General features: G+C 68.4%; 12 protein-coding genes. 5 read left to right on the top strand and 7 right to left on the bottom strand.

Annotated features, from left to right (window positions below; all coding sequences use genetic code 11):
- The first annotated feature begins 49 nt into the window (after window positions 1-49).
- Window positions 50-1,036, top strand: coding sequence for a magnesium/cobalt transporter CorA (gene corA, locus ABSY19_RS15780; RefSeq protein WP_382153164.1), 987 nt, complete (start codon window positions 50-52; stop codon window positions 1,034-1,036).
- Window positions 1,037-1,133: 97 nt separating this feature from the next.
- On the opposite strand, the gene ABSY19_RS15775 is transcribed toward corA, so the two are convergent.
- The 6 genes from ABSY19_RS15775 to ABSY19_RS15750 all read right to left on the bottom strand — a co-directional run bounded on the left by ABSY19_RS15775 (window position 1,134) and on the right by ABSY19_RS15750 (window position 7,188).
- On the bottom strand, window positions 1,134-1,826 hold the full coding sequence (locus ABSY19_RS15775; protein WP_382163830.1) for a 5'-methylthioadenosine/adenosylhomocysteine nucleosidase: 693 nt from the start codon (window positions 1,824-1,826) through the stop codon (window positions 1,134-1,136).
- A 134-nt stretch (window positions 1,827-1,960) separates the two neighbouring features.
- Window positions 1,961-3,649: a long-chain-fatty-acid--CoA ligase gene (locus tag ABSY19_RS15770; RefSeq protein WP_382153161.1), complete on the bottom strand. Its 1,689-nt coding sequence runs from the start codon at window positions 3,647-3,649 to the stop codon at window positions 1,961-1,963.
- A gap of 200 nt (window positions 3,650-3,849) precedes the next feature.
- Complete coding sequence (locus tag ABSY19_RS15765; protein WP_382153158.1) at window positions 3,850-5,274, bottom strand: NAD(P)(+) transhydrogenase (Re/Si-specific) subunit beta; 1,425 nt, start codon at window positions 5,272-5,274, stop codon at window positions 3,850-3,852.
- A gap of 85 nt (window positions 5,275-5,359) precedes the next feature.
- The gene (locus ABSY19_RS15760; RefSeq protein WP_382153156.1) at window positions 5,360-5,683 is read right to left on the bottom strand and encodes an NAD(P) transhydrogenase subunit alpha; all 324 of its coding nucleotides are present in this window, start codon (window positions 5,681-5,683) and stop codon (window positions 5,360-5,362) included.
- A 15-nt stretch (window positions 5,684-5,698) separates the two neighbouring features.
- Window positions 5,699-6,061: an aspartate 1-decarboxylase gene (gene panD / locus ABSY19_RS15755; protein ID WP_382153153.1), complete on the bottom strand. Its 363-nt coding sequence runs from the start codon at window positions 6,059-6,061 to the stop codon at window positions 5,699-5,701.
- Window positions 6,058-7,188 carry a Re/Si-specific NAD(P)(+) transhydrogenase subunit alpha gene (locus tag ABSY19_RS15750; RefSeq protein WP_382153150.1) on the bottom strand — a complete coding sequence of 377 codons (1,131 nt, stop codon included), beginning with the start codon at window positions 7,186-7,188 and terminating at the stop codon, window positions 6,058-6,060. The genes panD and ABSY19_RS15750 overlap by 4 nt, the downstream gene beginning before the upstream one ends.
- Before the next feature lie 104 nt (window positions 7,189-7,292).
- Here ABSY19_RS15750 and ABSY19_RS15745 point away from each other — a divergent pair, with 104 nt between their 5' ends.
- Window positions 7,293-7,790, top strand: coding sequence for an NUDIX hydrolase (locus tag ABSY19_RS15745; RefSeq protein ID WP_382153147.1), 498 nt, complete (start codon window positions 7,293-7,295; stop codon window positions 7,788-7,790).
- Between the two features lie 77 nt (window positions 7,791-7,867).
- Window positions 7,868-9,235: a DUF3422 family protein gene (locus ABSY19_RS15740; RefSeq protein ID WP_382153144.1), complete on the top strand. Its 1,368-nt coding sequence runs from the start codon at window positions 7,868-7,870 to the stop codon at window positions 9,233-9,235.
- Here ABSY19_RS15740 and mnmA read toward each other — a convergent pair.
- Window positions 9,232-10,383, bottom strand: a complete 1,152-nt coding sequence (gene mnmA, locus ABSY19_RS15735) for a tRNA 2-thiouridine(34) synthase MnmA (RefSeq protein WP_382153141.1) — start codon at window positions 10,381-10,383, stop codon at window positions 9,232-9,234. The genes ABSY19_RS15740 and mnmA overlap by 4 nt on opposite strands.
- 79 nt (window positions 10,384-10,462) lie before the next feature.
- On the opposite strand from mnmA, the gene ABSY19_RS15730 reads away from it, so the two are divergent.
- A complete protein-coding gene (locus ABSY19_RS15730; protein WP_382153138.1) occupies window positions 10,463-11,878 on the top strand; it encodes an ethanolamine ammonia-lyase subunit EutB in 1,416 nt (471 codons plus the stop codon).
- Window positions 11,875-12,657: an ethanolamine ammonia-lyase subunit EutC gene (gene eutC, locus ABSY19_RS15725; protein ID WP_382153135.1), complete on the top strand. Its 783-nt coding sequence runs from the start codon at window positions 11,875-11,877 to the stop codon at window positions 12,655-12,657. The genes ABSY19_RS15730 and eutC overlap by 4 nt, the downstream gene beginning before the upstream one ends.
- The last annotated feature ends 7 nt before the right edge of the window (window positions 12,658-12,664 follow it).

Raw genomic sequence — 12,664 nt, 5'->3', positions numbered from 1 at the left:
CCGGCCTCGACCCTTTGCCAGACAGCACGAAACCGCCGGGAGCGCCGTCATGCTCAACGTATTCACCCTGGCCAATGGCCGCCTGTTCCAGGAAGAAATCGAGTCGCTCGAAGAGCTGGCCCGCTTCAAACCCATCTGGGTCGACCTGGAAGACCCCACCCCCGAAGAACGCCGCTGGGTCAAGCAGCACTTCGGCCTGTCGATTCCCGAAGACGCGATGGACGAGGACATCGAGGAATCGGCGCGTTTCTTCGAGGAAGACAACGGCGAGCTGCATGTGCGCTCGGACTTCCTGATCGACGACGACGAAGACCCGCGCGCGGTGCGCGTGGCCTTCATCCTGAACGAGCACAACGACACGCTCAAAAGCCGGGGCGTGCTGTTCTCCATCCACGACGAGGACGTGCCGGTGTTCCGCCTGCTGCGCATGCGCGCGCGCCGCATGCCGGGCCTGATCGAGGACGCCAAGGACGTGCTGCTGATGCTGTTCGACGCCGACGCCGAGTACTGCGCCGACACGCTCGAGGACATCTACGACGAGATCGAGACCGTGAGCAAGAAGGTGCTCGACAGCAACGCCTCGGACAACCTGCTGAGCGAGGCGCTCTCGGCGATCGCGCGGCACGAGGACATGTCGGGCCGCATCCGCCGCAACGTGATGGACACGCGCCGCGCGGTGAGTTTCATGATGCGCAGCCGCATGCTCAGCGTTGAACAGTTCGAGGATGCGCGCCAGATCCTGCGCGACCTGGACTCGCTCGACAGCCACACGGCCTTCCTGTTCGACAAGATCAACTTCCTGATGGACGCGACGGTCGGTTTCATCAACATCAACCAGAACAAGATCATCAAGATCTTCTCTGTGGCCAGCGTCTCGCTGCTGCCCCCGACGCTGGTGGCCAGCAGCTACGGCATGAACTTCGACTTCATGCCCGAGCTGAAGTGGCACTACGGCTACCCGCTGGCGCTGGCGCTGATGGTGCTGTCGGCGGTCTTGCCGATGCTCTACTTCCGCAAACGAGGCTGGTTGAGATAGCCCACCCCCGCGCCGGCCCGATGCTCTGGCCGTCACCCCCTCAAGGGGGCAATGCCTGCGGCCTGGCAAAGCCAGTTCCGCGGCATTCTGGCGCGCATCACTTCTCTCGCAGCAGGGTTTCAATGACCGCGCCGCTGTAGCGGCTCGCCACCTCGCGCAGAAAGCGCGGAAAGTCCACGTGGGCCGCGTCGTCGGCCCGGTCGGAGATGGTGCGCACCATGGCCAGCGGCACGCCGTAGTCGTGGCACACCTGGGCGAACGCGGCGCCCTCCATTTCCACCGCGAGCGCATCGGGCAGCGTTTCGCGCAGGCCCAGACTCTCGGTGGTGGTCGAGACGAAACGGTCGCCGCTGATCAGCAGGCCCTGGTGGCAGCGGGGCGTCTCCAGACCAAAGGCCTGCATCACCTCGGCACCGAGGCGTGCGGGCAATTCGTGCAGCACCCGCTCGCTCGCCTGCACGAGCTGCGTGGTCAGCGTGGGGTCGGCATCGAAGCGGGAGCGGCCATAACCGGGCACCTCGTGCCGCGGGAAGATCGGTGAGGCGTCCATGTCGTGCTGCAGGAAGTGCCGGGCCACCACCACGTCCCCCACGCGCACGCCCGGCGCCAGCCCGCCGGCCACGCCGGTGAACACGATGCGCTGCACGCCGAAGCGCTCGATGAGCGCGGTGGCGGTGGTGGCGGCAGCCACCTTGCCGATGCCCGAAAGCACCGCCACCACGTCGTGCCCGTGCAGATGGCCACGCCAGAACGTGCGCCCGCCCACCACTTGCTGCTGTTCGTCGGGCATGAGCGCGAGCACAGCGGCCAGCTCTTCGTGCAGGGCGCTGACGATGGCGATGGTGGTCACGGAACGGTCCCTCCTGGACGGGCAAAAGAAAAGGCGGCCGAAGCCGCCTTGCATTGTGGCGCAGCGCGCCCGCTTCATTTCTTGTCGCGCAACTCGCGCCGCAGGATCTTGCCCACGGGTGTCTTGGGCAGCTCGGTGCGGAACTCCACCACCTTGGGCTGCTTGTAGCCGGTGAGATTGGTCTTGCAGTACTCGCGCACCTGCGCCTCGGTGAGGCTCTCGTCCTTCTTGACGATCACGAGCTTGACCGCCTCGCCCGACTTCTCGTCCGGCACACCGACCACGGCGCATTCCATCACGCCGGGCAACAGGGCCACCACGTCCTCCACCTCGTTGGGGTACACGTTGAAGCCGCTGACCAGCACCATGTCCTTCTTGCGGTCCACGATCTTGAAGTAGCCGCGCGCGTCCATCACACCCACGTCGCCGCTCTTGAAGAAGCCGTCGGCCGTCATGACCTTGGCGGTCTCGTCGGGGCGCTGCCAGTAGCCCGCCATGACCTGCGGACCCTTGATCGCGATCTCGCCCGGCTGGCCCATCGGCACCTCGTTGCCATCGTCGTCCAGGCACTTCATGTAGGTGTTGGGCAGGGGCACGCCGATGGTGCCGCTGTACTCGGTGCTGGTGGTCGGGTTGCAGCTGGCCGACGGGCTGGTCTCGCTCAGGCCATAGCCTTCGCAGATCGGGCAGCCGGTCTTCTCCAGCCAGAGCTTGGCCACCGCGCTTTGCACCGCCATGCCACCGCCCACCGAAACCTTGAGGTTGCTCCAGTTGACGGTGTTGAAGTCGGGGTGGTTGGCCAGGCCGTTGAACAGCGTGTTGACCGCCGGGAAGCTGTGGAAGGTGTGCTTGCTCAGCTCCTTGAGCACGGCCGGCAGGTCGCGCGGGTTGGGGATCAGGATGGTCTTGCCGCCCGTGCGCATGGCCAGCATCATGTTCACCGTGAACGCGAAGATGTGGTACAGCGGCAGGGCGCACACGCTGGTGGGCTGCTCACCAGCCGGCACCTTCTTCATCACGGGGTCGTTCCAGGCCTCGGACTGCAGCACGTTGGCGATCACGTTGCGGTGCTGCAGCACCGCGCCCTTGCTCACGCCGGTGGTGCCGCCGGTGTACTGCAGCACGGCCATGTCGTCGGGCTTGATCTCGGGCCGCTTGAGCGTGCCACGCGTGCCCTTGGCAATGGCGTCGTTGAAGCGCACCGCCTGTGGCAGGCTGTAGGCCGGCACCATCTTCTTGACGTTGCGCACCACGTAGTTCACCAGCGCGCCCTTGAGCAGGCCCAGCTGGTCGCCCATGGCCGTGAGCACCACGTGCTTGGTCGGCGTGTTGGCGATGCACTGCTGCAGCGTGTGCGCGAAGTTCTCGATGATCACGATCGCCTTGGCGCCCGAGTCCTTGAGCTGGTGCTCGAGTTCGCGCGGCGTGTACAGCGGGTTGACGTTGACCACCACGAAGCCCGCGCGCAGGATGCCGGCCACCGCCACCGGGTACTGGGGCACGTTGGGCATCATGATGGCCACGCGGTCGCCCTTGACCAAGCCCAGGCCCTGCAGGTAGGCCGCGAAGGCCTGCGAGAGGCTGTCGGTCTGCGCGAAGCTGACGTCCTTGCCCATGAAGCTGTAGGCGGTGCGACCGGCGTGCTTCTGGAAGCTTTCCTCCATCAGGTGCACCAGCGAGGGATATTGCGCCACGTCGATGTCGGCAGGCACGCCGGCGGGATAAGCCCCCAGCCAGGGACGGTTGGCCGTCGGTTCGCTCATTCGGAATCTCCTCGTTCTTGTGGATACAACAACCGGGCATTGTCAGTGGGAAGCAAGGCACGGGGCCTCGTGTTTTTCCCTTACGCGGTTCTGACAGCCCACTCTAAAACCCGCGACTGGCTGCAAGCATGCTACAAAAACCGAAGGGCCGGTGTCGCCACGGGCCCTTCGGGTATCGGTCGGAAATGGACGCTTTCGATTTACTCGACGGCCTTGGTCATGTCCTCGACGACCTTCTTGGCGTCGCCGAAGACCATCATGGTCTTGTCCATGTAGAACAGCTCGTTGTCCAGACCCGCGTAGCCGGCGGCCATGGAGCGCTTGTTCACGATCACCGTCTTGGCCTTGTAGGCCTCCAGGATCGGCATGCCGTAGATCGCGCTGCCCTTCTGCAGGGCGGCCGGGTTCACCACGTCGTTGGCCCCCAGGATGATGGCCACGTCGGCCTGGCCGAACTCGCCGTTGATGTCCTCCATCTCGAACACCTGGTCGTACGGCACCTCGGCCTCGGCCAGCAGCACGTTCATGTGCCCCGGCATGCGGCCGGCCACCGGGTGGATGGCGTACTTCACGGTGATGCCCTTCTCGGTCAGCTTGTGCGCCAGCTCCTTCACCGCGTGCTGAGCGCGCGCCACGGCCAGGCCGTAGCCGGGCACGATGACGACGGTCTCGGCGTTGCCCAGGATGAAGGCCGCGTCGTCGGCGCTGCCGCTCTTGGCGGTGCGCTGCACGCCACCACCGGTGGCGGCCGCCGTGGCGTCGCCACCGAAGCCGCCCAGGATCACGTTGAAGAACGAGCGGTTCATCGCCTTGCACATGATGTACGAGAGGATGGCACCGGAGGAGCCCACCAGCGAGCCGGCGATGATCAGCATGGAGTTGTTCAGGCTGAAGCCGATGCCGGCGGCCGCCCAGCCCGAGTAGCTGTTGAGCATGGACACCACCACCGGCATGTCGGCGCCACCGATGGGGATGATGATGAGCACGCCCAGGATGAAGCCCAGGGCAATCACCAGCACGATGTCCATCCAGCTCTGCGAGTGCCAGAAACCGAAGATGAAGAAGGCGGTGGCCAGGCCCAGCACCAGGTTGAGCTTGTGCTGGCCGGCGAAGGTGACCGGTGCGCCCTGGAACAGGCGGAACTTGTACTTGCCCGAGAGCTTGCCGAAGGCGATGACCGAGCCCGAGAAGGTGACGGCCCCGATGAAGGCGCCCAGCGCGAGTTCGATGCGGTTGCCGCCCGGGATCGCTTCGCCCTTGGCGACAATGGCGAAGGCCCAGGGCTCGGCCACCACGGCCACCGCGATGCAGACCGCAGCCAGGCCGATCATGCTGTGCATGAAGGCGACCAGCTCGGGCATCTTGGTCATCTCGACCCGGTTGGCCATGAGCGCGCCGATGGCGCCACCGACCACCAGGCCACCCAGCACCCAGACCATGCCCTGTGCCTTGCCGCCGGAGAGTTCGACGATGAGCGCGGCGGTGGTCAGCACGGCGATGGCCATGCCGGTCATGCCAAAGAGGTTGCCCCGGATCGAGGTGGTGGGGTGCGACAGGCCCTTCAAGGCCTGGATGAAGCAGACGCTGGCAACCAGGTACAGCAGCGTGACGAGGTTCATGGACATTATTGGGCCCCCACGTTTGTCACTGGCGTGTACTCACTGCCCCCCATGGGGGCGCGAGCTTGCTTGAAGCGGTTCTGCGCGGCGCTCATTTGTGCGCTCCCTCAGCTGCGGGCGCCTTGCGCTCTTTTTTCTTGAACATCTCCAGCATGCGCCGGGTGACCAGGAAGCCACCGAAGACGTTGACCGCGGCCAGCGCCACGGCCAGCACGCCCATGGTCTTGCCCAGATTGGTTTCCGTGAGCGCGGCGGCCAGCATGGCACCCACGATCACGATGGCCGAGATGGCGTTGGTCACGGCCATCAGCGGCGTGTGCAGCGCGGGCGTGACGTTCCACACCACGTGGTAGCCCACGTAGATGGCCAGCACGAAGATGATGAGGTTGAGCACGGTGGGGGATACGGCGTCCATAGGAGTCTCCTCGCTTCAGGTTTTCTTGATCTCGTTGATGCGGTTGCCCTCGCCGAGCAACACGACACGCGGCTTCCACTGCGGCACGGCCGCGTCGTCCACCGGGGAGTAGGTGCAGATGATCAGCAGGTCGCCCACGTGCGCCTTGCGCGCGGCCGCGCCGTTGAGCGAGATGGCGCCCGAACCGCGCGCGGCCTTGATGATGTAGGTCGAGAAGCGCTCGCCGTTGTTGACGTTGTAGAGCTCGATCTTCTCGTACTCGCGCATGTCGGCCGCGTCCAGCAGGTCCTCGTCGATGCCGCAGGAGCCTTCGTAATGCAGGTCGGCCTCGGTCACGGTGGCGCGGTGCAGTTTCGCGCGCAGCATCACACGGCTCATTTGCGCTTGACCTCGCCGCCTTGCGCCATCAGGCAGGCCGCCACGATGTCGTCTTCCATGTCCACATGCAGCGCACCGTCCTTGTTGACGATGAGCTTGAGGAAGTCGAGCACGTTGCGCGCGTACAGGGCCGAGGCATCGGCACCCACCATCGCCGCCAGGTTGGTCTCGCCGACCAGCGTCACGCCATGTTTGACCACCGTCTTGTCGGCCTCGGTCAGCGGGCAGTTGCCGCCCACGCCGTCCGCGCCCTTGCCGGCGGCGATGTCCACGATCACGCTGCCGGGCTTCATGGACTTGACCATGTCCTCGGTGATGAGCACGGGCGCGGCGCGGCCGGGGATGAGCGCGGTGGAGATGACCACGTCGGCCTGGGCCACGCGCTTGGCCACCTCGGCCTTCTGGCGCTCCAGCCAGGACGGCGGCATCGGGCGGGCGTAGCCACCCACGCCTTCGGCGGCTTCCTTCTCTTCGGCGGTCTCGTAGGGCACATCGATAAACTTGCCGCCCAGCGACTCGACCTGCTCCTTCACGCTCGGGCGCACGTCGGAGGCCTCGATCACCGCGCCCAGGCGCTTGGCCGTGGCAATGGCCTGCAGGCCGGCCACGCCCACGCCCAGGATCACCACGCGCGCGGCCTTGACCGTGCCCGCCGCCGTCATGAGCATGGGGAAGAAGCGCTGGTAGTGGTGCGCGGCGACCATCACGGCCTTGTAGCCGGCGATGTTGGCCTGCGAGGAGAGCACGTCCATGCTCTGCGCGCGCGTGGTGCGCGGCGCGGCTTCGAGCGCGAAGGCGGTCAAGCCGGCTTTGGCCAGGCGCTGCAGGCCCTCTGCATCGAAGGGGTTGAGCATGCCGACCACGGTGGCGCCGGGTTTCATCAGGGCCAGCTCGTTGTCGAACGGCGGGCGCACCTTGAGCACCAGGTCGGCGCCCAGGGCGCCGGCCGCATCGGTGATCTCCGCGCCCACGGCGGTGTAGGCCGCGTCGGTGACGCTGGCGGCCACGCCCGCGCCCGATTGCACGCGCACGGTGTGGCCTTGCGCCACGTACTTCTTTGCCGTCTCCGGGGTCACGGCCACTCGGGTCTCGCCCACTGTGGTCTCAGCGGGTACGCCTATCAGCATGAATATCTCCTCACCCACAAGTTGAATGTGAAAGTCGGGCGAGCTTACCCGAAAGCGCCCGATTCGGCCCATGCCGGCGCGCCGCAAAGCCCATAATGCGCGCCATGAACACCCGATGGAAACCCAGCGTCACCGTGGCCGCCGTCATCGAACGCGACGGGCGCTTCCTGCTGGTCGAGGAGCACACGGCCGACGGCCTGCGCCTGAACAACCCGGCCGGCCACCTCGATCCGGGCGAAGGCCCGCTCGAAGGCGTGGTGCGCGAAACGCTGGAAGAGACCACCCACGCGTTCACGCCCACGGCCCTGGTGGGCGTGTACCTCTCGCGCTTCCAGCGCCCGGGCCGCGCGGGCCAGCCGGACGAGGACATCACCTACCTGCGCTTCGCCTACAGCGGGGAGCTGGGCGAGGTGCTGCCCGGCCGCGCGCTGGACGCCGGCATCGTGCGCACCCTGTGGATGACACCCCAGGAAATCCGCGCCAACGCCGCGCGCCTGCGCAGCCCGCTGGTGCTGCGCTGCATGGAAGACCACTTGTCGGGGCAGCGCTATCCCTTGTCGCTGGTGTTCACCGACCCATCGGTCGCCCCCTCGGTTCGCTAGGGCCTGTCACCCCTCAGGGGGCAGCGGGGGCCACGTCGCTTCGCATACAGTGAACGTCCATCGCCGATGCCCCGCCCATGAACGAATCCCCCGAAACGTCCGCTCCGACCGCCCTGCCCCAGGGCCTGCTGCCCGCCGACGACGCGCTGCGAGCCGAGTTGCACAACGAGGTGCACGCGCGGCCTTCCGCGCGCATCCGGCTGCCCGCGCTGGTGGTGTTCGTCGCCGTGCTCAACGAGGGCGTGAGCCGCGAGCAGGAACGTGAGCACCTGCGCCGGCTGCCGGGCCAGCAGGGCCTCTCGCCCGAGCAGATGCAGGGCAACTTCCTGCGGCTGCGCTTCGGAGAGCACACGCTGAAGTGGGAGCGCCACACCGAGTTCACGCGCTACTCCCTCGTGCAGGCCCTGCCCGCCGAAGCCGGGCTGGGCGCCAGCGATCCCGACCTGCTGGAGGCCCTGGTGACGCCACCGGGCTGGCTGCGCGACATTCCCGGCCGGACCATCGCGGCGATCCAGCTCGTGATGCTGCACGCCGAGCTGCCGGAGCAGACGCCGTCGGCCCAGGCCTGCCTCATGGGGCCGGCCCAGCGCTGGTTCGGCCACCGCACCGTGGTGGCCTCCCAGCTGGGCGGCGGCCACTCGTGGGCGGTGACCGACTTCCACCTGCAGCCCTCGGGCTTCGAACGCGTGCTGGTGATCGCGCCGCCCCACGTCAGCGAAACCCGGGCCGGGCGCATCTCGCAGCGCCTGCTGGAGCTGGAGACCTACCGGCTGATGGCGCTGCGCGGCCTGCCCGTCGCCAAGGCCCTGGGGCCCACGCTGACGCAGGCCGAAGCTCAGCTCGCCAGCATCACCGCGCAGCTGGAAAACAAGTCGGCCTCGGAACAGGACCTGCTCGATCAGCTGGTATCGCTCGCCGCGCGCGTGGAGCGCGCCACGGCCGAGAACACCTACCGCTTTGCCGCGACGCGCGCCTACGACGCCCTGGTCACACAGCGCATCGCCGAACTGCGCGAGCGGCCCATCCCGGGCACGCAGACCATCGGCGAGTTCATGCAACGGCGCCTGTCACCGGCCATGGCCACGGTGGCCGCGAGCGCGCAGCGGCTCACGTCCTTGTCGGAACGCGTCGCGCGCACCAGCGCCTTGCTGCGCACCCGGGTGGACATCGTGACCGAGGCGCAGAACCAGCAGTTGCTGGAGAAACTCACGCGCGGCCAGGAAATGCAGCTGCACCTGCAGACCACGGTGGAAGGCCTGTCGATCGCGGCGATCTCGTACTACGTGATCAGCCTGCTGCTCTACGTGGCCAAGGGCGCGAAGGCGGCGGGCCTGCCGATCCAGCCGGAGATGGCGGCGGGTGCTTTGATTCCCCTGGTGCTGTGGGCCGTGTGGCGAACCACGCGGCGGATTCACGCCCGGCTCGGGGCGTCGCACAAGGCCTAAGCCGTCACGGGCCGGGCCTTCGCCGGCGATGCCTGGAAGGACGCGGCGTCGGTCGTGATCACGCCACCCCCCAGGCAGACCTCGCCGTCGTACAGCACCGCGCTCTGGCCCGGGGTCACGGCCCATTGCGGGTCGGTGAAGTCCAGCGCAAAGCCCTGATCGCCCTCGGCCTCGAAACGGCAGGGCGCATCGGCCTGGCGGTAGCGCGTCTTGGCGGCCAGGCTGGCGGCCTCGGGCGCATGGCCGGCCACCCAGCTCGCGTCCTGCGCGCGCAGGCGCGGCGTCAGCAGCCAGGGGTGGTCGTGGCCCTGCACCACCCACAGCGTGTTCTTCTCGACGTCCTTGCGCGCCACGAACCACGGCGCATGCTCGTTGCCGCCCTTCTGCGCTCCCTTCTCGCGCACACCGCCGATGCCCAGGCCCTGGCGCTGGCCCAGGGTGTAGAAGCTCAGGCCCACGTGCTGGCCGAGCACGCGGCCCTTGGCATCCTTGATCGGCCCGGGTTCCTTGGCGATGTAGCGGTTGAGGAAGTCGCGGAACGGCCGTTCGCCGATGAAGCAGATGCCGGTGCTGTCCTTCTTCTTCGCGTTGGGCAGGTTGATCTCGGCCGCGATGCGGCGCACCTCGGTCTTGGGCAGCTCGCCCACGGGGAACAGCGTCTTGGCCAGCTGCGCCTGGTTCAGGCGGTGCAGGAAGTAGCTCTGGTCCTTGAGCGGGTCCCTGCCCTTGAGCAGCTCGAACGCCCCGGCGCGCTCACGCACCCGGGCGTAGTGGCCCGTCGCGATCTTCTCGGCACCCAGGCGCATGGCGTGGTCCAGGAAGGCCTTGAACTTGATCTCGGCGTTGCACAGGATGTCGGGGTTGGGCGTGCGCCCGGCCTGGTACTCGCGCAGGAACTCGGCGAACACGCGGTCCTTGTACTCGGCGGCGAAGTTCACGTGTTCGATGTCGATGCCGAGCACGTCGGCCACGCTGGCGGCGTCCAGGAAGTCCTGCCGCGTCGAGCAGTATTCGCTGTCGTCGTCGTCTTCCCAGTTCTTCATGAAGATGCCGATGACCTCGTGCCCCTGCTGTTTGAGCAGGTACGCGCTCACCGCGGAGTCCACTCCCCCGCTCAATCCGACCACCACGCGCTGTTTGCTTGCCATGGGGCGATTATCCCAGTGCGGCCATCCACCCACGGGTTCCGGGGTGACTGGAGCCGCGCTTGGCCGTACAGTGGGGCGCATGGGTTTTCACCACAGCGTCGGCACACAGAGCCACCGGTTCGACGACCTGCGCACGCTGCTGGCGCGCGCCACGCCCCTGCGCTCGGGCGACCAGCTGGCCGGCGTGGCCGCGGCCAGCAGCCAGGAGCGCGTGGCCGCGCAGATGGCGCTGGCCGAACTCCCGCTCTCGCACTTCCTGCACGAGGCGGTGGTGCCCTATGAGGACGACGAGGTCACGCGGCTGATCGTGGACACGCACGACGCGGCGGCCTTCGCGCCGGTGGCACACCTCACGGTGGGCGATTTCCGCAACTGGCTGCTCGGCGACGCGGCCAGCCCCGAGGCGCTTGCCGCGCTGGCCCCGGGCCTCACGCCCGAGATGGTGGCCGCGGTGAGCAAGCTCTGCCGGGTGCAGGACCTGGCCCTGATTGCGCGGAAATGCCGGGTGGCGACGCGCTTTCGCGGCACCATCGGCCTGCCGGGGCGGCTCGCCACGCGCCTGCAACCCAACCACCCGACCGACGACCTCGCCGGCATCGCGGCCAGCCTGCTCGACGGTCTGCTGCACGGCAGCGGCGACGCGGTGATCGGCATCAACCCCGCGAGCGACAACCTGCCCCAGGTGATGCGCCTGTTGTCCATGCTCGACGAGCTCATCACCCGCTACGCCATGCCCACGCAGAGCTGCGTGCTCACCCACGTGACGAACACGCTGCAGGCGATCGAACGCGGCGCGCCGGTGGACCTGGTGTTCCAGTCCATCGCCGGCACCGAGGCCGCCAACCGCGGCTTCGGCATCCACCTCGCGCTGCTGGCCGAAGCGCGCGCCGCGGCGCTCTCGCTGCAACGCGGCGCGCTGTTCGACGACGGCCGGCGCGGCGAGCACGTGATGTATTTCGAGACCGGCCAGGGCAGCGCCCTCTCGGCCGGCGCGCACCACGGCTGCGACCAGCAGACCCTGGAGGCACGGGCCTACGCCGTGGCACGGCATTTCCAGCCCTTGCTGGTCAACACCGTGGTCGGCTTCATCGGCCCGGAGTACCTCTACAACGGCAAGCAGATCCTGCGCGCCGGGCTGGAGGACCATTTCTGCGGCAAGCTGCTGGGCCTGCCCATGGGCTGCGACGTGTGCTTCACCAACCACGCCGAGGCCGATGCCGACGACATGGACGCGCTGCTCACCCTGCTCTGCACGGCGGGCGTGCACTTCATCATGGGCGTGCCGGGCGCCGACGACATCATGCTCAACTACCAGAGCACCTCGTTCCACGACGCGCTGGCCATGCGGCAGCTGCTGGGCCTGCGGCCGGCGCCCGAATTCGAGGCCTGGCTGCGGCGCATGGGCGTCACCGAAGCCGGCGACGTGCTGCGCCTGAGCCCCACCCTGCCGGCCGCGTTCGCGCCGGCCATCGCCCGGCTGGGCCGCAGCGCATGAGCGCGCCGGTGATCCCCGCCACCTGGGCGCGTTTGCAAGGCTTCACCGACGCGCGCATCGCGCTCGGCCGCGCGGGGCACAGCCAGCCCACCGCCGCGCACCTCGCCTTCCAGCTGGCGCATGCCCAGGCGCGCGATGCGGTGCACCTGGCCTTCGACCCGGGCGACCTGGCCGGCGCGCTGCAGGCGCTCGACCTCACCAGCCTGCACCTGCACAGCGCCGCGTCGGACCGCGCCGCCTACCTGCAGCGCCCCGACCTCGGGCGGCGGCTGGACGCCGCCTCGCGCGAGCGCTTGCAAGGCGGGGACGCCGCCCCCGCAAGGCCCGACCTGGCCTTCGTGATCGCCGACGGCCTCTCGGCGCTGGCCGTGATGCGCCACGCCGCGCCCCTGATGGCCGCGCTCCTGCCCCGGCTGCGCGCCGACCCCGCCCACCGCTGGACGGTGGCGCCCGTGGCCCTGGTCGAACAAGGCCGCGTGGCCATCGGCGACGAGATCGGCGAAGCCCTGGGCGCGCGCACCGTGGTCGTGCTGATCGGTGAGCGCCCCGGCCTGAGTTCGCCCGACAGCCTGGGCATCTACTTCACCTGGGCACCCCGGCCCGGCCGCCGCGACGCCGAGCGCAACTGCATCTCCAACGTGCGCGACGCCGGCCTGCCACCCGCGCGCGCCGCCGCGAAACTGCACGCGCTGCTCGCGCAGGCCCGCCAGCGCCAGCTCACCGGCATCGGACTCAAGGACGAGACGGACGACGGCCCCGCGACCCTGCCGCCCGGCTGAGTGCGGC

It is taken from the genome of Hydrogenophaga sp. ANAO-22 (assembly GCF_042466645.1).
Lineage (GTDB): Bacteria > Pseudomonadota > Gammaproteobacteria > Burkholderiales > Burkholderiaceae_C > Hydrogenophaga.
The sequence above is the reverse complement of the archived record's forward strand: the minus strand, read 5'-3'. Positions and strand labels throughout refer to the sequence as shown.